This is a genomic window from Cryobacterium sp. MDB1-18-1, assembly GCF_004402735.1.
Classification (GTDB): Bacteria; Actinomycetota; Actinomycetes; order Actinomycetales; family Microbacteriaceae; genus Cryobacterium; species Cryobacterium glucosi.
Map to the genome: position 1 here is coordinate 82059 of NZ_SOFR01000020.1, position 20603 is coordinate 102661.

Sequence of the window (20603 nt, forward strand, 5' to 3'; positions counted from 1 at the left end):
CGCGGGCCGATATTCTCACCCGTTCAGGATATCGTGCCCGCTCGAGCGGAAGGGGCAGTCGGGGGAGTGATCGTCGTGGGAAGTCCGGTGAAGGCGGAATAGTCACGGATCGCCCTGGCGAAGCCGGTGGTTCGCCGTGCGGTGAGGGTGCCGAACGGCGCAGCCTCGACCGCGACGGTCGGTCCGGCCGCCCTGGTGCGCGTGGTTTCTTTCCGCCAGGTGCCGATCACGCGCCCGTCCGCGACGATGAGCGGCAGGAAGATCCCGTTGAGACCGGGAACGACCCGCGGGAAATCGGCGTCGTCCACGACGTACGACCGGTCGCGGTAGCCAAGCAGGTACTCGTCGAAGCCGGGCAGCGCGAGCACGGGCGTGCGCTGTGCCGGTCGCAAGCCGAGGGTGCCGCGTTCCGTGGCCGCGGGGAGGAGCAGGGTCTCGCCGTCCACCTCGAGCTCCTCCAGCCGGTCGCCGGCTTCCGCGAGAGCGACCCGGGCGTCAGCGACCGTGAGCTGGGTCCACGCCGCGAAGTCGCGCAGGGTCGCGGGGCCGTGGCCATCCAGGTAGCGGACGAGGAACTCGGCGAGTCCCTCACTTCGGTCGAGGCGGCGCTGCGCGGGCGCCCACTCGCCGAGCAGGGCGAGCGCAGGCTGGCCGTCCTGGTTGGGACCCCAGACCACGAGCCCCGCGAGCGCGAGCGCGGCGATCAGGTGATAGCCGCGCTGGCCGTCGGGGTTGATCCCCGCGGACCGCAGCCCGGCGAGGAACGGGGTGCGGCTGAGGCGCCTGCCGCCGGAGAGGAGGCCGGTGGCCGCCTCAGCGGCCGCGGCGATGATGGTGTCGTCGAGCCCGAGTTGTCTCTGCCTGGTCGCCATCGATGCGAGCACCCTCGTGGCGGTGAGGTCCAGCATCCACCGGACGTCGGTCGCGGGGACCAGGTGCAGCGTTCCGCGCATCGGATACGAGCGCACGATCGACCCGGCGTCGAGCGCGGACAGGACGTCGGCGGCGACGGTGCCTGGGGAGCGCACCCCGAGCGCCCAGCTCGCCGCGGGAAGGTCCTGGGCCTGCACCGCGAGCATCCGCTCGACCACGGCGAGCGGGCCGTCCGGCCCGCCGGCCTCTCCTGCGGGCCCGGAAAGCCCGTGGCTCACCAGTCGGAGGCGCAGGACATCGGAGCGGGAGGCACGCGTGGGCATGCGGCCAGTATGACGCCGGGCGGGGACACTGTGGAACCGGCCGGGTCAGTCGAAGGTCCGCAGCAGCAACCAGTCGTCGTCTTCCGTCGCATGGCGCACGTCGAAGACGTGCGTTTCGCCGTCCTCCGCCGTCGCCTGGAACCGCCAGCCGGCGATGCACAGCGGCGGATGCCCGACACCGAAGGTGTTCGGTGCGAAGGGGCGCCACCAGTCCGCCGTGCCGACGAGGGCGGTCGGCGTGTCCGTCACCCGGAATCGCCGCGAGCGCCAGAAGATCCGGCGGGGTTCTCCCCGGCTGTTCGTCTGGACCGTGACGGGTTCAGGGTGTTGCCCGTCGATCGGGACCACTGATCACCTCGCCTGTCGTATCGAACGTATGTTCGATAAAACTATAACAACGAGGCTCGCCGAATACCAGCCACGGCGACGAAGTCGGATCGTGGCCGGGCCGGGTCCCCGCCCGCGGAGAACGGAAGCGGGGGGAGGAGGAGGGGGTGAGCGCTCAGGCGAGGTCGTCGTCGGTGCGGGCGCCGAAGACGATTTCGTCCCAGCTCGGCATCGAGGCGCGTCCACGCTTTCCGAGGTTGCCGGTGTTGCGCGGCTGCCCGGTGGCAGCCTGGGAGGCCCAGGCGTTGCGGGTCGGGTCCGTACGCGGGGCCTCGACCGGGGTGTCGGCGACGGAGGCCTGGGCCGGGTCGTCGATGAGTCGCGGTCCGCCCGGTGCCGGCGCTTCGCCCCGGGAGTCCGGGACGGGGGCGCCTGAGCCGAGGACGGCGGCTTCACGCTCGCCGCGGCGGCGGCGCAGGGACTCGAGCAGGTCCGCGGTCTCGCTCAGGCTCTTGGGCGGTTCTGCGGCACGCTTGATAGCCGCCTTGGACACGGCTTCCGTCGTTCCGGCCGAGCGGGAATAGGGGATCGGATCCAACTGGGGCGCCGTGTCGTTCATGAGCTCGTCCGGCAGCGACTCCTTGAACGTGAATGCGCCGCTGTCGAAGCGGGACACGTCGGCGGGGCTCGTCTCCGCGCCGACCGCGCGGAGGCGGGGGATGAGCGCGCCCTTGAGCTCGCCCTGCTGGGAGAGTGCGATGGCCTCGTTGCCGAGGGGGGAGAGCGCGTTCTTCTTCGGTTCGAAGGACCAGCGGGCATCGTGGTCGATGTCGTCCGCGGTGAAGGCAAGCTTGACGATCCAGCCGGCGCCGGGTTCCTTCCAGCTGGCCCAGCGTTCGTCCGTTGCCCCGAGGGAGGCGAGGCGCTCGCGGATGACGCCGCCGAACGTCGCGGATCCCTCTCCGGGATCGGGCTCGATCGCGGTATGGACGGGCACGCCGAGGGCGCACGAGACGATGTACTCGCGTTCGGCGACAACCGGACCCTCGAAGCGACGGACGAAGTCGATCGGGGCTCCCGTCACGGCGGCGACGTCCTCAGCCGACATGCCGGAACGGATGTGCGCTTGCACGTCCCGCGGGGACAGCTTTGTTTTCGGGGTGTGTTCTATCTGGGTTTGGCGAAGCCGGGACTGGAGAACCTCGTCGATGGGGATCCGAAAACGGTCACCATCCTCGCTCGCTGCAAGCAGCGCGCCGTTCTCTACTCCGATTACCTTCAAATCCTGCATGGCGAAAGCCCTCTCGCGATCACTGATTCGCCAACACTGTCATGAAACGCCCCTCATTCCGGGGAATACGCCGGGCGTGCCGTAAGTTGACCACTCAGCCGAAGTTATCAGCGGCGAGAGTTTGCTATTCCTTCGGGATTGTTGCAAACTGTGCCCGCTGATTTCGTTAATCGGCATTAAATGAATGAATGGATGGGCATGGCAACCGATTACGACGCACCCCGAAAGTCCGAAGACGACTCTGAGTCGATTGAGGCCCTCAAGGAGCGCGTACCGGACAAGATGTCTGGCGTCGTGGATGTAGACGACTCAGACAACCCCGGTGGGTTCGATTTACCCGGTGCCGATCTGTCCGACCTCGACCTCGATGTCGTCGTCCTGCCCCCGCAGGCCGATGAATTCACCTGCGTAGAGTGCTTCCTCGTGAAGCACCGCTCGCAGATGTCGCACGAGACCAAGCTCGGCCCGGTCTGCCTGGAGTGCGACTCCTAAAAGCGCGTTTTAGTTACTTGATGCCGGCCGTCGTGATCCATTGATCGCGGCGGCCAACGTCGTTGGGTGGCGTGTCGAGACGAGCCAGTACGGTGCCGGATCCTGGGGATCCTCGATCGGGACCCGTACGACGGGACCGATCCAGCCCCTGATCAACAGCCAGGCCCGCGCGTCGAGCCTGCGTCCGCGCTCGAGCGTCGCTTCTGCGGCCTCGAAGGGCACGGCCTCCCCGATCAGCTCCGTTCCTATTCGCGCGCGACCCGCCGTGAAGACACCGTCCGCGACGGAGACGACCGGAGCAGTCAGCAGCAGGGTGAGGATCGCGGCACCGTAGAGCACGATGGCGATGATGATTCCCCAGAGCATCGAGATCGGTGCGAAAACGAGGATGCTCGCCGGCATCAGCAGTGCGGTCGCGAGGAATGGGGCTGGTGAGGCCCAGAGTTTTTCACGATATTCAGGCATGGCTCTATTCGATCAGACTTCTGCACTACCCTCGACACGTGGCAGAAAGCGTCGAAGTGTTGATAACCGCATCCATCGTTCCGCGGTACGCGCATCCGGGCGACGCCGGAGCAGATCTGCACTCGGCTGAAGAGCGTGTTCTTGCCCCCGGCGAGCGTGCCCTGGTCGGGACCGGCGTGTCGATCGCCCTCCCGGACGGTTATGCGGCGTTCATCGTGCCCCGCAGCGGCCTCGCGGCCAAGCACGGCATCACGATCGTGAACTCGCCGGGTACCGTCGATGCCGGCTACCGGGGCGAAATCAAGGTCTCGCTGCTCAACACCGACCAGACCGAATCTTTTGCGATCGCCGTGGGCGATCGCATTGCCCAGATCATCATCACGCCCGTCTCCCGGGCCGCTTTCATTCCCGTCGACCGGCTGCCAGACAGCCAGCGCGGCGCGGGCGGCTTCGGATCAACGGGTGTGAGTGAATCGGGAAACGGCCGGCAGACCGCCGGCTCACCAATGTCAGGAGACACCCCGTGACCGACGTCGCGAATGCGGACCAATTCCCGGAACCACTGCCCAAGTCGGCGCCGGAGGACCGTGAGACAGAGGGGCCCCTCGACGAGAGCGAGGCGAACCCGGTGCGACCGTACGTCGACCTCGGCGGCGTCAAGGTCCTGCCGCGCGAGGGCCTGCACCTGCGCCTCGAGATCGAAGAGGGCAGCAAGCGTGTCGTGGCCATCGGGCTGGACTACGCCGGTTCGACCCTGCAGGTCCAGCCGTTCGCCGCACCGCGGTCGAGTGGGCTGTGGCACGAGATCCGCGACCAGATCGCGGACCAGATCGGCAAGCAGGGCGGCACGACGACGCTGCGAGAAGGACCGTTCGGTCCGGAGCTCGTCGCGGAGATCCCCGTAGCCACCGGCCAGGACGCCTCCGAAACCAGCAGGCTGGCCCGTTTCATCGGCGTCGACGGCCCCCGCTGGTTCCTCCGCGGAGTGATCGCGGGCGAAGGCGCCATCAACCCGGACGCCGCCGCGCAGATCGAGGACCTCTTCCGCAGCATCGTCGTCGTGCGGGGGTCCGCACCGATGCCGCCGCGCGACCTGATCCCGCTGCGCATGCCGGTCACGCCCGCCGGCCCCGCAGAACCGTCCGACGCCTGACTCCACCCGTTCCCGCCAGGAAGATCGCCCCGACATGACGGACACCCCAGCATCCCGCGACGAGCCGGAGACCCCCCACCCGGCGGAGCCGGCCCCGAAGGCCGTGTTCGCCGACGGCATGGCCGCTGCGGCGCGACGTGCCGGCTTCTCGCCCGCGGCAGAGGGGGAGCCGATCAGCGGCCACGCCCTGCTCGCAGCGATGGGCGGCATCCGCGGCCTGGTCGAGGCCGTGGTGCCCGGGCTCGTCTTCCTCGTCACATACACCCTGACCCGGGCCCTGGTTCCCTCCCTCGTCGCCCCGATCGTGATCGGTGTCGTGATGGCGGGCCTGCGTGTCGCGGCGAGGCAGACCGTGACGCAGGCTGTCGGCGGACTCGTCGGCATCGGCATCAGCGCGGTGCTCGCCTTGCTCTCCGGAAAGGCAGAGGACTTCTACCTCTCCGGGTTCTGGATCAACGGCGTGTACGGGGGAGCCCTCGTGATCTCGATCATCGTGGGGTGGCCGCTCATCGGCCTCGCCGTCGGCTTCCTGGTCGGCGACGGCGTGAACTGGCGGTCCGACCCGTCCAAGCGCCGGGTGCTCACCCTGCTGACCGCCCTCTGGGCAGGGCTGTTCCTCCTGCGCCTCGCCGTGGAACTCCCGCTGTACTACGCAGGCAACGTCGCCTGGCTCGGCGCGACCAAGCTCCTGATGGGCATCCCGCTGTATGCGCCGCTCCTCATCGTGTCGTGGCTGATGGTGCGGTCCGTCTACCGTCCGAGCCCGCCCGCCGACGGTGAATCCGGGAACTGATCCATGACCACGGCAGCGTCGTGACCGGCGCAGCTTCATGACCGGCGCGGGGGTTCACGATGGGCTGAGCGACGCCGAGGTCGCCGAGCGGCTCGCGGACGGTCGAGGCAACGACGTCCGGCAATCGACGTCGCGCACGGTGGCGGACATCCTGCGGGAGAACGTCTTCACCCTGTTCAACGCGATCCTGACCGTGTGCTTCGTCGCCGTCGCCGTGCTCGGCGACTACCGGGACGGCCTCTTCTACCTCGTCGTCGTCGCGAACGCGCTGATCGGGATCGTGCAGGAGGTCCGTGCGAAGCTCGTGCTCGACCGCCTCGCGCTCCTCGCGGTTCCCGAAGTCGCGGTCAAGCGCGATGGGTTCGCGCACATCGTCCCGCTCGGCTTGGTCGTGCAGGACGACGTGCTCATCCTCCGGCCGGGCGACCAGGTGCCCGCTGACGCCGTCGTTCTCGACGGAGACGATCTCGTCGCGGACGAGTCCCTCCTCACCGGGGAGTCCGATCCGGTCGTCAAGGTCGTCGGCGACGAACTCCTGTCCGGCTCGTACATCTCGGGCGGCTCCGGCTACGCGCGGCTCACGTTCGTGGGTGCTGACTCGTATGCGAACCGGCTCACCGCCGAGATCAAACGGCACTCCCTCGTCCACTCCGAGCTCCGGGCGGCGACCAACCGCATCCTCGTGCTGCTGTCGTGGCTGCTCGGCCCGGTGATCCTCCTCACCCTGATCGGGCGCATCGCGGCATACGGCGGGCTCGACGCGCTCTTCACCGGGCCGGATGCTCCGTGGCGAAGCGCACTCCGCGACTCGGTGGCCGGCGTCGTCGGCATGATCCCCGAGGGCCTCGTCCTCCTGATCAGCCTCGCCTTCGGCCTCGCCGCCATCCAGCTGGCCAGGCACAAGGTCCTCATCGAGGAACTCGCCGCTGTCGAGGTGCTCGCGCGGGTGGACGTGCTCTGCCTCGACAAGACCGGCACCCTCACGAGCGGCACGCTCGACTTCGACAGGCTCGTCGTGCAGTCGGCGGCGCACGAAGCGGATGCCCGGCTCGTGCTCGGCCTGATCGGCACGGACGATGCGGCGAACCTCACCGCGCGGGTGCTCGGGCTGCACTTCGAACCGGGGGCGGCCGTCGTGGGCGCCCGGCTCCCGTTCAGCTCCGCCCGCAAGTTCAGCGGCATCACCCTCGACCTTCCCGGGCGCGGCAGTTCGTCGTGGCTCTTCGGGGCCCCCGAGCGGCTGCTCGCGGCGCACCCCGAATCGCTGGCCGCGGCATCCGCTATCGCCGCCGAGGGACACCGCACCCTTGCGCTCGTGCGCCTGGACGGGACGACACCCCTCGACACGGCGATCGACCCGGAGCACTCCAGCCTCGAACCGGTGTGCCTCGTGGTGTTCCGCGAATCGGTGCGCCCGCACGCGGCAGAGACCCTGCGGTACTTCGCGACGCAGGGGGTGCGCGTGATCGTCATGTCCGGGGACAGCCCCGTGACGGTCGCCGCGATCGCGCGCCGCCTCGGCGTGGCCGGCGAGACGGTCAACGCTGCAGAACTCGACGATGACGAAGCACTGGCGGCCGCGCTCGAAACAACGAGCCTGTTCGGACGGGTCAGCCCCGAGCAGAAGCGGACGGCCGTCGCCCTGCTGCAGGGACAGGGGCGGACGGTCGCGATGACGGGGGACGGCGTCAACGACGCGATGGCGATCAAGGACGCCGACCTCGGCATCGCGATGGGGTCTGCGACCCCTGCCACGAAGGCGGCGTCGCGCCTCGTCCTGCTCGACAACCGCTTCGACCGCCTCCCCGAGGTGCTCGGCCTCGGTCGCAGGGTCATCGCCAACGTCGAACGCGTCGCCAACCTGTTCCTGTCCAAGACGGTCTACGGCATCCTGATCGCCCTGACGACCTCCCTGCTCGCCTTGCCGTTCCCGTTCCTGCCCCGGCAGCTCACGCTGGTCTCCGGCCTCGCGATCGGCATCCCCTCGTTCGTGCTCGCGCTTGCGCCCAACCGGCGGATCTACACCCCGGGGGTCCTGCGCCGCATCCTCCGCTACGCCGTGCCGACAGGCGCCATCGCCGCGGCGACGGCCCTCGTGACGTTCCTCTTCCTCTACGGCAGGATTCCGCTCCACGAGGCGCGGAGCGTCACGACCATCGCGCTTTTCGTTGTCTCGCTCTGGATTCTCTGCGTGCTCGCCCGGCCGCTCACGGGTCCCCGTCTCGCCCTCGTCACGGGAATGGCCGCTGCGATGGTGCTCGCGTGCACGATCCCGTTCACCCGGGCGTTCTTCGTCATCGACGTGCGCCTCGACCTCCCGTTGCTTTTCGGGATCGGCATCGGGGCGCTCGGAGCGGCGGGCATCGAGCTCATGTACCGGCATGCGCGGCGCACCGGTCTCGTTTTCGACCGCGAATAGGGCGCGCCAGGGGAAGACCGGGCAGCCGCTCCCTGCTAGAGTTATCTCTACGTCAAGATAGTTTGACGGTGATATCGTTCGGTGACGCCGCCGGTTAGGTTACCCTTGCTGGCCTTGCGCTGGTCCGTTCGTCAGGATTGGGGACTGCGGACGGATTCCCGTCAGTTTCCACAAAGGAGAGGGCATCGTGTCTGCGTTAAACAGTTTTGGAGCCAAGGACACCCTCCGCGTCGGAGCGACAGACTATGAGGTCTTTCGCCTGGACTCGGTGCAGGGTTACGAATTGCTGCCGTTCAGTCTCAAGGTGCTGCTGGAGAACCTCCTCCGCACCGAAGACGGCGCCAACATCACGGCCGATCACATCCGCGCCCTCGGCGCCTGGGTTCCCACGAGCGAACCGGACACCGAGATCCAGTTCACGCCCGCCCGCGTGATCATGCAGGACTTCACGGGCGTGCCCTGCATCGTCGACCTCGCCACGATGCGCGAGGCCGTCGCAGAGCTCGGTGGCGACCCGAACAAGATCAACCCGCTCGCACCCGCCGAACTGGTCATCGACCACTCGGTCATCGCCGACCTCTTCGGCAGCGAGAACGCCCTCGAGCGCAACGTCGAGATCGAATACGAGCGCAACGGCGAGCGCTACCAGTTCCTGCGCTGGGGCCAGACCGCCTTCGACGACTTCAAGGTCGTCCCGCCGGGAACCGGCATCGTCCACCAGGTCAACATCGAATACCTCGCCCGCGTCACGATGACCCGCGTCGTCAACGGCGTGCTGCAGGCCTACCCGGACACCTGCGTCGGTACAGACTCGCACACGACCATGGTCAACGGTCTCGGCGTTCTCGGCTGGGGCGTCGGCGGCATCGAGGCAGAGGCGGCCATGCTCGGCCAGCCCGTCTCCATGCTCATCCCCAAGGTCGTCGGCTTCAAGCTCACCGGCTCCATCCCGACCGGCGTCACCGCGACGGATGTCGTCCTCACCATCACGCAGATGCTCCGCAAGCACGGCGTTGTCGGCAAGTTCGTCGAATTCTACGGAGAAGGCGTCGCGGAGGTTCCCCTCGCCAACCGCGCGACCATCGGCAACATGAGCCCCGAGTTCGGCTCGACCGCCGCCATGTTCCCGATCGACGATGTCACCCTCGGCTACCTGCGCCTCACCGGCCGCAGCGAGGAACAGGTCGCCCTCGTCGAGGCATACGCGAAGCTGCAGGGCCTCTGGCACGACCCGGCCCGTGAGCCCGTCTTCAGCGAGTACCTCGAGATCGACCTCGGTACCGTCGTCCCCTCGATCGCCGGTCCCAAGCGTCCGCAGGACCGGGTCGAGCTCAGCCGCGCCAAGGACCAGTTCGAGACCGACCTGCAGAGCTACGCGACCCAGGACCTGTCCCAGGTCGATGCCGCCGTCGAGGCGACCTTCCCCGCCTCCGACCCGATCGGGTTCACCGCCCAGGACGAGAGCAGCGCCCACGCGATCTCGCACACCCACGTGAGCCACCCGCCGCGGACCATCTCCAGCCCGGTCGCGATCGAGACCGCCGCGGGGGCGAGCTACACCCTCGACCACGGGGCCGTCGCCGTCGCCGCGATCACCTCCTGCACGAACACGTCCAACCCGAGCGTCATGCTCGCGGCCGGGCTCCTCGCCCGCAACGCCGTCAGGAAGGGCCTCACGAGCAAGCCGTGGGTCAAGACGACCCTCGCACCGGGCTCCAAGGTCGTCACGGACTACTACGAGAAGGCCGGCCTCACCGGTGACCTCGAAGCCCTCGGCTTCTACACCGTTGGCTACGGCTGCACCGTGTGCATCGGCAACACCGGTCCGCTCATCGACGAGGTGTCCGCCGCGATCAACGAGAACGACCTCGCCGTCACGGCCGTTCTCTCGGGCAACCGCAACTTCGAGGGCCGGATCAGCCCGGACGTCAAGATGAACTACCTGGCGAGCCCGCCGCTCGTGATCGCATACGCCCTCGCCGGTTCGATGAACTTCGACTTCGAGACGGATGCCCTCGGCGACGACACCGAGGGCAACCCGGTGTTCCTCAGGGACATCTGGCCGGATTCCGCCGAGGTGCAGTCGACGATCGACAGTTCGATCGACACCGAGATGTTCACGAAGGAGTACGGCGCCGTCTTCGAGGGCGACGAGCGCTGGCGCTCCCTGCCGACGCCAGACAGCGAAGTCTTCGAGTGGGACAGCGAGTCCACCTACGTGCGGAAGCCCCCGTACTTCGACGGCATGACGCTCGAGACCACCCCGGTGAGCGACATCGTCGGCGCCCGGGTGCTCGCGAAGCTCGGCGACTCTGTCACGACCGACCACATCAGCCCGGCAGGCAACATCAAGGCCGACAGCCCCGCCGGAGCGTACCTCGTCCAGCACGGGGTCGCCCGCGGCGACTTCAACTCCTACGGATCGCGCCGCGGCAACCACGAGGTCATGATCCGCGGCACCTTCGCCAACATCCGGCTGCGCAACCAGCTCCTCGACGACGTCGAGGGCGGCTACACCCGCGACTTCACCGTCGCGGGCGCGCCGCAGTCGTTCATCTACGACGCGAGCCAGAACTACCAGGCCGCCGGCATCCCGCTCGTGATCTTCGGCGGCAAGGAGTACGGCTCCGGTTCCTCACGGGACTGGGCGGCCAAGGGAACCAGCCTCCTCGGAGTCAAGGCCGTCATCACCGAGAGCTTCGAGCGGATCCACCGCTCGAACCTGATCGGCATGGGCGTCGTCCCGCTGCAGTTCCCGGCCGGCGAGAGCTGGGCGTCCCTGGGACTGGACGGCACCGAGATCGTCTCGATCGCGGGCCTGACGGAACTCAACGCCGGCGTCACCCCGAAGACGGTCCACGTGACCGCGACCCCGAGCGAGAACTCGGCAGCGGGCAAGGCGACCGTCGAATTCGACGCCGTGGTCCGCATCGACACGCCCGGTGAGGCCGACTACTACCGGAACGGCGGCATCCTGCAGTACGTTCTTCGTTCACTGGTCGCGTAACCGGCACGATTACCGGGTAACCGTTCGGGACCGACGCGTAGACTCAACTCCTGTTGAAGCTACGCGCCGGTTCCTTTCTGCCCGCGACGTCGTACTCGAAAGGTGTTGCCGATGAGCCTGCTGGAGACCATAACGGGGCCGCGTGACCTCGACCGCCTCTCGCTCGAAGAATTGGTCCAGCTCGCGGCGGAAGTACGCGGCTTCCTGGTCAGCGAGGTCTCCAAGACCGGCGGGCACCTCGGGCCGAACCTCGGCGTGGTCGAGATGACCATCGCCATCCACCGCGTCTTCGAGTCGCCGCGCGACGCGATCGTCTTCGACACCGGGCACCAGTCCTATGTGCACAAGCTCCTGACCGGCCGCCAGGACTTCAGCGGCCTCCGCCAGCAGGACGGCCTCGCGGGGTACCCGCAGCGCTCGGAGTCCGTGCACGACATCGTCGAGAGCTCCCACGCTTCGAGCTCGCTGTCCTGGGCTGACGGCATCTCCCGCGCCTTCGAGATGACCGGGCAGAGCGACCGGCACGTGATCGCCGTCGTCGGAGACGGTGCGCTCACCGGGGGGATGACCTGGGAAGCGCTCAACAACATCAGCGACGACAACACCCGCCGCCTGATCATCGTCGTGAACGACAACGGCCGCTCCTATGCCCCGACGATCGGCGGCATGGCCCGGTTCCTCAACACCGTGCGCACCCGCAGCAGCTATCACGCGGCCTACCTGAGCAGCCGCCGCGCCTTCGACAACATGGGCGCACCGGCCCGTGCGTTCTTCCGCGGTGTCCGCGGCGGGCTGCACGGCTTCCTCGCCCGATTCTCCAACAACGAGGCGCTGTACTCGAACCTCGACATCAAGTACATCGGCCCGGTCGACGGGCACGACATGGAAGCGATGCTCGAGGCGCTCCAGCAGGCCAGGAACTACGGTGCGCCGGTGATCGTGCACACGATCACCCAGAAGGGCAAGGGCTACAACCCTGCCATGCAGGACACCGCAGACCAGTTCCACGCGGTCGGCCAGATCGACCCGGAGACGGGGGAGTCGACCGAGACCCCCGGCGCGCCGTCCTGGACCTCGGTCTTCGCCGACGAACTCCTGAACCTCGCGACCGAGAACCAGCGGATCGTCGGGATCACGGCGGCCATGCTGCGTCCGACCGGGCTGCACCGGATGGCGGAACGGTTCCCGAACCGGGTGCACGACGTCGGCATCGCCGAGCAGCACGCCGTGACGAGCGCCGCCGGCCTAGCCTTCGGCGGGTTGCACCCCGTCGTCGCCCTGTACGCGACCTTCATCAACCGCGCCTTCGACCAGGTCCTGATGGACGTCGCCCTGCACAAGGCCGGGGTGACCTTCGTCCTCGACCGCGCGGGCGTGACCGGCCCGGACGGGCCGAGCCACCACGGCATCTGGGACCTTGCCATCCTTCAGGTCGTCCCCGGCATCCGTCTCGCTGCGCCGCGCGACTCGACCAGGCTCCGCGAGGAGCTCGGAGAGGCCGTCGCCGTCGAGGACGGACCGACCGTGCTGCGTTTCCCGAAGGGCAGCACCGGGGTCGAGTTCGACGCTGTGGCCCGCCTCGACGACGGCGTCGACGTTCTCCTCGAATCGACGCAGAAAGACGTGCTCATCGTCACGGTCGGACCGATGGCGGCCATGGGCCTCGACGTCGCCAGGCGCCTGTCAGCGCAGGGGATCGGCGCGACCGTCATCGACCCGCGCTGGGTCGTCCCTGTGCCCAGGAGCCTGGTCGGGCTCGCCGCTGAGCACCGCCTCGTCGTGAGCATCGAAGACGGGATCCGGGTCGGGGGAATCGGCACGCGCATCCGCCAGGACCTGCGCGAGGCCGGCGTCGACACGGCCGTCACCGAACTCGGACTGCCCGACGAATTCCTCGCCCACGGCACCCGCGCCGAGATCCTCGAACGGGTCGGCCTCACGCCACAGCACATCGCGCGCGACGTCGTGGCGATGGTGCTCGGCAGCAAGCTCCCGCACGCGCGGCCGCTCCCCGCCGATCGAACGGACACGGGATCGATCACGATGCGCGGCGGCCGCGCGGAGTGACCGGGCGACCCTGGGCCGGCTCGCCCGCACCGCGTATGCGCGACGGGGCATGCCGATGACGGTCATGATCGCGGGCTGCGGCGATCTCGGAACCGAGGTCGGGCTGCGGCTCGCGGCACTCGGACACCGCGTCGTCGGGCTGCGCAGGTCGCCGGGCGTTCTTCCCTTCGCGATCGAGGGCCAGGCCGTCGACCTCACCCGTGAGCGGCCCGTGGTCCCCGCCGATACCGACATCGTGATCGTCGCGATCGCCGCGGCCGGCCCGACCGCGGATGCCTACCGCACCTCCTACGTGGACGGCCTGCGCAACCTCCTCGACGCCCTCGATGCGGCGGGCGTCGAACCGAGCCGCTTCCTGCTCGTGTCCTCGACCGCCGTGTACGGCGTGAACGACGGGAGCTGGATCGACGAGGGAACTCCCGCTGTGCCCTCGTCCGGGACCGGTGCCGTGCTCCTCGAAGCCGAGGACCTGCTGCGCGGCCGCCTGCCCGGCGCCACCGTGCTGAGGCTCGCCGGGATCTACGGGCCCGGCAGGGAACGCCTGATCGGCCAGGTCCGCGACGGGACGACCGCTGCGGAGGGCCTGTCGAGCCACACCAACCGCATCCATCGGGACGACGCGGCAGCGGCCATCGTGCACCTCGTGACCGGCGACGCGGAGCCCGCGCCGCTCTACCTCGGCGCGGACAGCCTTCCCGCGCGGCGCGGTGACGTCCTCGCCTTCCTCGCCGCAGAACTCGGCGTTCCCGATCCGGTCGGTCTCGCGAGCCGCGCATCGACAGTGGTGGGGGAGTCGGCCGACAGTCCCGCGAGTCCCGTCGGGTCAGCGTGCCGGGCGTCGCCCGGACCTCGCGGCGGCGACAAGCGTTGTCGCAACGCCCTCCTGCTCGCGAGCGGGTTCCGCTTCGCCTACCCGAGTTATCGGGAGGGGTACCGTTCCCTCCTCGCCGGCGTCGGCATCCGTCATCCCTGAACCGCCCTCGAGGTTTTAGGGTTGCAGCATGCCCACCCCGCCCAGCACGGTCTCGATCCCCGAGGTCGGCGACGACCTCCCTCCACTCAGAATCGGAAAGGCTCTCTCCAGCATGAAGAACATCACTCTCGGAAGCACCGGCCTCATCGTCTCCCGGCTCGGACTCGGCTGCATGGGCATGTCCGCGTTCTACTCCGGTGCCGGAACGGATGAAGCGGAGTCCATTCGCACCATCCACCGCGCGATCGACCTCGGCGTCACGCTCTTCGACACCGCGGAGATCTACGGACCGTACCTCAACGAAGAACTCCTCGGAAAAGCACTTGCCGACGCGACGAGGTCGTCGTCGCGACCAAGTTCGGCACCATCCTGCACCGCGGCGACGGAAGCAGGGGCCTCGACGGCAGCCCCGAGAACGTGCGCCTCTCGGTGCATGGCTCCCTGTCCCGACTCGGAACCGACCACATCGACCTGTACTACCAGCACCGGATGGACCCGGGCGTCCCGGTCGAGGAGACCGTCGGCGCCCTCGCCGAACTCATCGAGGAGGGCGTCATCGGCCACTACGGGCTCTCGGAGGCCGCACCGGACACGATTCGCCGCGCGCACGCCGTACACCCCGTGACGGCGCTGCAGACCGAATACTCGCTGTGGAGCCGTGACCCGGAGAAGGAGCTTCTCCCACTCCTGCGCGAGCTCGGCATCGGCTTCGTGCCATACTCGCCGCTCGGTCGCGGCTTCCTGACCGGGACCATCCGCTCGCTCGACCAGCTTGACGCGAGCGATTTCCGCCGCTCGAACCCTCGGTTCGAGGGCGAGAACCTGGCCGCCAACATCCGCATCGTCGAACAGGTGGATGCCGTCGCTGCGGAACTCGACGCGACCCCTGCCCAGGTGGCGCTCGCCTGGCTGCTGGCCCAGGGCGACGACATCGCCCCGATCCCCGGGACCAAGCGGGTCGCCAGGGTCGAAAAGAACGTCGCCGCCGGTGACCTCATCCTCACGGAAGCGCAGCTCGCCACCCTCGGCGCGCTCGACGCCCCCGCGGGCGACCGCTACGCCGACATGTCAGGGGTCAACAGGTAACCAGGGTGCCTCCCCGCCTGAGCCACACAAAAAACACCCTCGCCGACTCGACGAGGGTGTTTTTTGCGCAACTCAGGCGGGCAGCGGACGCTAGAGGGCTACGGGAACCTCCGACGAGACTCCGCGGATCATCGGCGTGTGGAACGTGCCGCCGAAGACGCGCTCGCTCGCGCCGACCCTGTCGAGGTACGGGGTGGCCCCGCCCATCTGGAACGGCCAGCCAGCCCCGAGGATCACGCACAGGTCGATGTCCTCCGCCGCGTGCACGACGTCGTCGTCGAGCATCCGCTTGATCTCGTCGGCGAGTCCGTCCTCGATGCGTCGCAGGATCTCCTCGCCCGTCATCGGCGTCGTGCCGCCGGCGACGATCTTCTTCGCGGTCTTGTCGAAGCCCGTGACCTTTCCCTTGGCATCGCGCTCGAGGATCTTGCCGTGATCGGCGAGCCGGTGCAGGTTGTCGCTCTCGAAGAACCGGTCGGGGAACGCGGCATGGTGCGTGTCGAGGACGTGCGCTCCGACCTTGAGCCCGACGAGTTCGAGGAGCTCGAACGGCGTCATCGGGAGTCCGAACGGCGCGATCGCGCCGTCGACGACCTCGAACGGGGTGCCGGTGTCGACAGCGTGCATGGCCTCACCGAGGAGCTTCGCGAGGATGCGGTTGACCACGAAGCCGGGGGTGTCACGCGTGATCACGGCGTTCTTCCTCAGCTTGCCCGCGATCACCATCGCGGTCGAGAGGGTCGTCTCGTTCGTCTGCGGGGTGTTCACGACCTCGATGAGCGGCATCACAGCGACCGGATTGAAGAAGTGGAAGCCGACCAGGCGCTCCGGGTGGGCGAGCTTCGCACCGATCTGCTCGACGGAGAGAGACGAGGTGTTCGTCGCGAGGATCGCCTCCGGCGACACGTACTTCTCGATCTCGGCGAAGACATCCTGCTTGACGCCGAGTTCCTCGAACACGGCCTCGATCACCCAGTCGGCGTCGGAGAAGCTCGCCTTGTCCGTCGTGCCCGTCACGAGAGCCCTGAGCCGGTTGCCCTCGTCCGCGGTGATGCGGCCCTTGGACTGCAGCGTCGCGATCTCGCCGTGGATGTACGCGACGCCCTTGTCGACGCGGGCCTGGTCGAGGTCCGTGATGACGACGGGCACCTGCAGGCGGCGAACGAACAACAGGGCGAACTGGCTCGCCATCAGGCCGGCACCGATGACGCCGACCTTCGTGATCGGGCGCGCGAGCTTCTTATCCGGAGAACCGGCCGGGCGCTTGGCGCGCTTCTGCACGAGGTTGAACGCATAGATGCTGGCCTGGAGCTGGTCGCCGGCGATGAGCGCGGCGAGGGAATCGTCCTCGCGCTCGAAGCCCTCCTCGCGTGTGCCGCTCTTGGCGGCCTTGAGCAGGTCGAGTGCGATATACGGGGAGAGCGCGACAGTCCCGATCCTGCTTTCGAGCATCCGCCTGGCGATTCCGATCGCGGCGTCCCACTTCACGAGGCGCTCGATCTTTCCCGGCTTGTTCGGCCGGGTGACCGTCGTCGTGCCGGCGATCACGCCGTCCGCCCAGGCGATGGAATGCTCGAGGAATGCCGCGGACCCGAAGAGCACATCGGCGATGCCGAGCTCGACGGTGTCGGTGGCCTTGAGGACCCGGTTCTTGAGCGGGTTCGAGATGATCACGGTGAGGGCGTTCTCGATGCCGATCAGGTTCGGCAGCAGGTAGGAGCCGCCCCAGCCGGGAATCAACCCGAGGGACACTTCGGGGAGGGCGACGGCGGCGACGGATGCGTCGACCGTGCGGTAGTCGGCGTTGAGGGCGATCTCGAGACCGCCCCCGAGTGCGAGCCCGTTGATGAAGACGAACGAGGGCACACCGAGCGTGGAGAGCTTCCCGAGGGCGTGGTGGCCGAGCTGGCCGAGCAGCTTGCCCGTCGCGAGCGAGGGAATCTCGCTGACCTTGCCGAGGTCGGCGCCTGCGGCGAGGATGAACGGCTTGCCTGTGACGGCGACGCCGTGGATCTCACCGCGTGCCGCCCGCTCGGCGAGGGCGTCGAGGGTGGCGGCGAACTCGAGAAGGGTGACCGGACCGAGGGTGTTCGGACGGGTGTGGTCCCTGCCGTTGTCCAGGGTGACCAGGGCGAGCGTGCGCGCCCCGGACAGGGGAATGTCGCGCACGAAGGAATGCGTGACGACCTCGTCACCGGAGAGGGCGACGAGTTCGGAGAAATCGAGTGCGGTGTAGTCGGTCATCGCTTACTTTGCCTTCCGATTGAAGTGCGGGTTTTCCCAGATGACGGTGCCGCCCTGCCCGAGGCCGATGCACATGGCGGTCAGGCCGTAACGGACCTCGGGGTGTTCGGCGAACTGGTGCGCGAGCTGGTTCATCAGGCGCACGCCAGAGGAGGCGAGCGGGTGGCCGATCGCGATCGCACCGCCGTACTCGTTGACGCGGGGGTCGTCGTCGTCGATGCCGAAGTGATCGAGGAAGGAGATGACCTGGACCGCGAAGGCCTCGTTGAGCTCGAAGAGTCCGATGTCGGTGATGCCGAGGCCGGCCTTGCGGAGGGCCTTCTCGGTGGACGGTACCGGGCCGAGGCCCATGACCTCAGGCTCGACACCCGCGAAGGCGAAGCTCACGAGCTTCATCTTGACGCTGAGGCCGAGTTCCTTGGCGGCGGCGCCGCTCGCGAGCAGGCAGGCGCTCGCGCCGTCGTTGAGCCCGGACGCGTTGCCTGCCGTGATCCGGCCGAAGGGCCGGAACGGGGTCTTCAGCGTGGCGAGGCCTTCGAGGGTCGTCTCGGGGCGCGGCGCTTCGTCGCGGGTCGCGAGCCCCCAGCCCTGTTCGCTGCGAATGGCGACGGAGACCAGGTCCGGCTGGATCTTGCCTGCCGCGTACGCCGCTGCGACCTTCTGCTGGCTGCGCAGCGCGTACCGGTCCGACCGGTCCTTGGTGTACTCGGGAAAGCGGTCGTGGATGCGCTCTGCGGTCGAGCCCATGTTCAGGGCGTCTTCGCTGACGAGCCGCTCGGAGAGGAACCGCGGGTTCGGGTCGACGCCGGAGCCCATCGGGTGCCGGCCCATGTGCTCGACGCCGCCGGCGATGGCGAGGTCGTATGCCCCGAAGCCGATCGCGGCGCCGACCGTGGTCACGGCGGTCATCGCACCGGCGCACATCCGGTCGATCGCGTATCCGGGCACCGATTTCGGCAGCCCGGCCAGCAGCGCCGCGGTGCGACCGAGGGTGAGTCCCTGGTCTCCCGACTGCGTCGTCGCGGCGATCGCAACCTCGTCGATACGTTCCCCCGGAACCTTCGGGTTCCGTTCCAGCAGGCCGATCATGGCCTTCACCACGAGATCATCCGCCCGGGTGTTCCAGTACATGCCCTTTTCGCCGGCGCGTCCGAACGGGGTACGAACCCCATCCACAAACACGACTTCTGCTCTTTCGGCCACGGTGCCTCCATCAATCAGATCAGGTGTCGGTTGATCCTAGGGTGGCACGATTGACGGGTCGAATCCTTGGACGGATCCTACGAATCGACCTCGACGGTTACGGCGATGTTTTGGTTGGCTTCGACAAAGGCAGCCGTGATCTGTTGTGCAGTGAGTTCAATTTGCCAGTCGCGGGCACCGAGGGCGGCGAGCGCCTCGCTGATGGATTCCACTTCGATCGGCTCCGGTGGCGTCCAGGCGATCCGGCGCACGAAGTCCGGAGTGACGAGGTTCTCGATCGGGATCGCGAAGGACTCGGAGATCTGGCCGAGAGCAAGCCGCGCTGCCTTGTACCGCAGGTCGGCCTCTGGATTCCGGTCAGACCACGCCCGCGGCGGGGGAAGGGCGTCACCGGTTCCGCGCAGGGAGGGGAGGTCCGTCGCGCGGATGCCGTCCTGGATCGCAGTCCACCACCTGTCGAGTTCGCTGCGGCTCGCGCGGCCGCTGAACTCGCGGAGATCGGCGAGCGCCTGCCTGCTGGCCGGCAACACCCGTGCAGCGGCGACGAGCGACGCGTCGGGGACGAGGCGCCCCGGCGACACGTCGAGGTGCCTGGCGAGGTCGTCGCGGGCAAGCCAGAGGGATCTCGCGACGGCGAGGTTGCGCTGGGAACGAATCGAATGCACCCCGGACAGCCTGCGCCAGGGCTCTGCGCTGATCGGCTTGGGCTCGTGGTCGAGCGTCGCCTGGAATTCCTGGGCGGCGATCTGGGTCTTCTCGTCGGCGGCGAGCATCTCGACCATACGGTCGCGCAGGTCGGGGAGGAGCTCGACGTCGAGGGCGCCGTAGACGAGCCAGCTCTCCGGGAGCGGCCTGGTCGACCAGTTCGCCGCGGAATGCTCCTTGGCGAGATGGATGCCGAGGAGTTCCTCGACGACCGTGCCGAGGCCGACCCGCGGTAAGCCGAGAAGGCGTGCGGCCAGTTCGGTGTCGAAGATGATGTGCGGGTCGAGGCCGACCTCCCTCAGGCACGCGAGGTCCTGACTGGCGGCGTGGAAGATCCATTCGTCTCCCGCGATCGCCGCGTTGAGCTCGGAGAAGTCCCCGATCGCCGGCGGATCGAACAGGAAGGTGCCCGCGCCGCGCCGGTACATCTGGATCAGGTACGCGCGCTGGGAGTATGTGAAACCGGATGCCCGTTCGGCGTCGATGCCGATCGGTCCCGTTCCCTCGCTGAGGGCAGCGGTGGCCGCCAGATAGGCGTCCCGCGTATCGATCACGCGGTGATCAACCACGACCAGTTCGGCGTGCGGACAACATGCTGACTCCTTCGCCAATCGGGGGAAGACCTGCGAGCATGCAGATCAATTCGCCCCAGCCTTCGACGTGAGCGGTGAGATTGTGGTCCACAGGTGTCCACGAAGCACGCAGCTCTATCTGCGCACCGTCGCCTTGCTTCGCAAGTTCGCCGAAGCCCGACGAAATAATCTTAGTCGCGGTTCCGGATGCCGCGGTATAGCGGGCTCCGTGGGAGTCGAGGGCATCGATCAGCCAGGCCCAGGCCACTTCGGCGAGGAAAGGGTCGACACCGATCTCCGTCTCGAGGGGAGCCTGCGCGAAGCAGACCACCCGGAATGCTCCGCCCCAGGCCTCCGGCTCCTCAGGGTCATAGAGGAGGATGAAACGGCCGGTCCCGAGATCGGAGTTGCCTCCGTGGCGTGACGGGGCGACATCCGCGGAGAGGGCAACGGCGTGCGGGGCGAGCTTCCCGGGGGCCGGGATTTCGCTGAGCACCAGGTCGGTGCGGGTGTGCGCTCTGCGGATGGCCGCGAGCGCAGCGGCGAACTCCGGGGGGAGTGGTTCTTGTGTTTCGGGCACGTCTGCAGACTAGAGTTTTTTCCGGGCGGG

16 protein-coding genes and 1 pseudogene are annotated in these 20603 nt (G+C 68.2%); 9 read left to right on the forward strand and 8 right to left on the reverse strand.

Translation table 11 applies throughout. The annotated features are described in order from the left end of the window. Positions 1-23: 23 nt before the first annotated feature. From E3O50_RS05840 to sepH, 3 genes are all read right to left on the reverse strand, one after another. A complete protein-coding gene (locus tag E3O50_RS05840) occupies positions 24-1196 on the reverse strand; it encodes a winged helix DNA-binding domain-containing protein (RefSeq protein ID WP_134559823.1) in 1173 nt (390 codons plus the stop codon). Positions 1197-1241: 45 nt separating this feature from the next. Continuing rightward, complete coding sequence (locus tag E3O50_RS05845) at positions 1242-1544, reverse strand: hypothetical protein (RefSeq protein ID WP_241975428.1); 303 nt, start codon at positions 1542-1544, stop codon at positions 1242-1244. A 154-nt stretch (positions 1545-1698) separates the two neighbouring features. Beyond that, positions 1699-2814, reverse strand: coding sequence for a septation protein SepH (gene sepH / locus E3O50_RS05850; RefSeq protein WP_134559825.1), 1116 nt, complete (start codon positions 2812-2814; stop codon positions 1699-1701). A gap of 198 nt (positions 2815-3012) precedes the next feature. Between sepH and E3O50_RS05855 the strand changes: the two genes are divergently transcribed. Continuing rightward, positions 3013-3306 (forward strand): DUF4193 domain-containing protein, encoded by a 294-nt coding sequence (locus E3O50_RS05855; RefSeq protein ID WP_134447980.1) that lies wholly within the window; start codon positions 3013-3015, stop codon positions 3304-3306. Positions 3307-3315: 9 nt separating this feature from the next. On the opposite strand, the gene E3O50_RS05860 is transcribed toward E3O50_RS05855, so the two are convergent. After that, the gene (locus E3O50_RS05860; protein ID WP_134447982.1) at positions 3316-3771 is read right to left on the reverse strand and encodes a DUF3093 domain-containing protein; all 456 of its coding nucleotides are present in this window, start codon (positions 3769-3771) and stop codon (positions 3316-3318) included. A 38-nt stretch (positions 3772-3809) separates the two neighbouring features. Here E3O50_RS05860 and dut point away from each other — a divergent pair, with 38 nt between their 5' ends. The 8 genes and pseudogenes from dut (at position 3810) to E3O50_RS05900 (ending at position 15269) form a co-directional block, all read left to right on the forward strand. Continuing rightward, positions 3810-4298: a dUTP diphosphatase gene (gene dut / locus E3O50_RS05865; protein WP_241975429.1), complete on the forward strand. Its 489-nt coding sequence runs from the start codon at positions 3810-3812 to the stop codon at positions 4296-4298. Next, a complete protein-coding gene (locus E3O50_RS05870) occupies positions 4295-4924 on the forward strand; it encodes a DUF3710 domain-containing protein (protein ID WP_134447986.1) in 630 nt (209 codons plus the stop codon). Before dut ends, E3O50_RS05870 begins: the two co-directional genes overlap by 4 nt. A gap of 34 nt (positions 4925-4958) precedes the next feature. Beyond that, positions 4959-5717: a DUF3159 domain-containing protein gene (locus tag E3O50_RS05875; protein ID WP_134559827.1), complete on the forward strand. Its 759-nt coding sequence runs from the start codon at positions 4959-4961 to the stop codon at positions 5715-5717. A 37-nt stretch (positions 5718-5754) separates the two neighbouring features. Further along, entirely contained in the window at positions 5755-8136 is a 2382-nt protein-coding gene (locus tag E3O50_RS05880) for an HAD-IC family P-type ATPase (RefSeq protein ID WP_134559829.1), read from the forward strand. 187 nt (positions 8137-8323) lie between these two features. Next, entirely contained in the window at positions 8324-11143 is a 2820-nt protein-coding gene (gene acnA / locus E3O50_RS05885; RefSeq protein WP_134559831.1) for an aconitate hydratase AcnA, read from the forward strand. A gap of 111 nt (positions 11144-11254) precedes the next feature. Further along, positions 11255-13210, forward strand: a complete 1956-nt coding sequence (dxs, locus tag E3O50_RS05890) for a 1-deoxy-D-xylulose-5-phosphate synthase (RefSeq protein WP_134447994.1) — start codon at positions 11255-11257, stop codon at positions 13208-13210. A 55-nt stretch (positions 13211-13265) separates the two neighbouring features. Next, the gene (locus E3O50_RS05895) at positions 13266-14183 is read left to right on the forward strand and encodes an NAD-dependent epimerase/dehydratase family protein (RefSeq protein WP_134559833.1); all 918 of its coding nucleotides are present in this window, start codon (positions 13266-13268) and stop codon (positions 14181-14183) included. A gap of 112 nt (positions 14184-14295) precedes the next feature. Continuing rightward, a pseudogene (locus E3O50_RS05900) lies at positions 14296-15269 on the forward strand (aldo/keto reductase). A gap of 90 nt (positions 15270-15359) precedes the next feature. On the opposite strand, the gene E3O50_RS05905 reads toward E3O50_RS05900, so the two are convergent. The 4 genes from E3O50_RS05905 to E3O50_RS05920 all read right to left on the reverse strand — a co-directional run bounded on the left by E3O50_RS05905 (position 15360) and on the right by E3O50_RS05920 (position 20573). Beyond that, positions 15360-17513: a 3-hydroxyacyl-CoA dehydrogenase NAD-binding domain-containing protein gene (locus E3O50_RS05905; protein ID WP_134559834.1), complete on the reverse strand. Its 2154-nt coding sequence runs from the start codon at positions 17511-17513 to the stop codon at positions 15360-15362. A 3-nt stretch (positions 17514-17516) separates the two neighbouring features. Beyond that, on the reverse strand, positions 17517-18716 hold the full coding sequence (locus E3O50_RS05910; protein WP_134448000.1) for a thiolase family protein: 1200 nt from the start codon (positions 18714-18716) through the stop codon (positions 17517-17519). A gap of 77 nt (positions 18717-18793) precedes the next feature. Continuing rightward, positions 18794-19990 (reverse strand): HRDC domain-containing protein, encoded by a 1197-nt coding sequence (locus tag E3O50_RS05915; RefSeq protein WP_134448002.1) that lies wholly within the window; start codon positions 19988-19990, stop codon positions 18794-18796. Continuing rightward, the gene (locus E3O50_RS05920; RefSeq protein ID WP_134559836.1) at positions 19983-20573 is read right to left on the reverse strand and encodes a DUF3000 domain-containing protein; all 591 of its coding nucleotides are present in this window, start codon (positions 20571-20573) and stop codon (positions 19983-19985) included. The genes E3O50_RS05915 and E3O50_RS05920 overlap by 8 nt, the downstream gene beginning before the upstream one ends. Positions 20574-20603: the final 30 nt, after the last annotated feature.

Coding starts and splice junctions, on each gene's coding strand:
- E3O50_RS05840 (WP_134559823.1), bottom strand. CDS start 1,196: ATGCCCACGCGTGCCTCCCGCTCCGATGTCCTGCGCCTCCGACTGGTG.
- sepH (WP_134559825.1), bottom strand. CDS start 2,814: ATGCAGGATTTGAAGGTAATCGGAGTAGAGAACGGCGCGCTGCTTGCA.
- E3O50_RS05855 (WP_134447980.1), top strand. CDS start 3,013: ATGGCAACCGATTACGACGCACCCCGAAAGTCCGAAGACGACTCTGAG.
- E3O50_RS05860 (WP_134447982.1), bottom strand. CDS start 3,771: ATGCCTGAATATCGTGAAAAACTCTGGGCCTCACCAGCCCCATTCCTC.
- E3O50_RS05875 (WP_134559827.1), top strand. CDS start 4,959: ATGACGGACACCCCAGCATCCCGCGACGAGCCGGAGACCCCCCACCCG.
- E3O50_RS05880 (WP_134559829.1), top strand. CDS start 5,755: ATGACCGGCGCGGGGGTTCACGATGGGCTGAGCGACGCCGAGGTCGCC.
- dxs (WP_134447994.1), top strand. CDS start 11,255: ATGAGCCTGCTGGAGACCATAACGGGGCCGCGTGACCTCGACCGCCTC.
- E3O50_RS05895 (WP_134559833.1), top strand. CDS start 13,266: ATGACGGTCATGATCGCGGGCTGCGGCGATCTCGGAACCGAGGTCGGG.
- E3O50_RS05905 (WP_134559834.1), bottom strand. CDS start 17,513: ATGACCGACTACACCGCACTCGATTTCTCCGAACTCGTCGCCCTCTCC.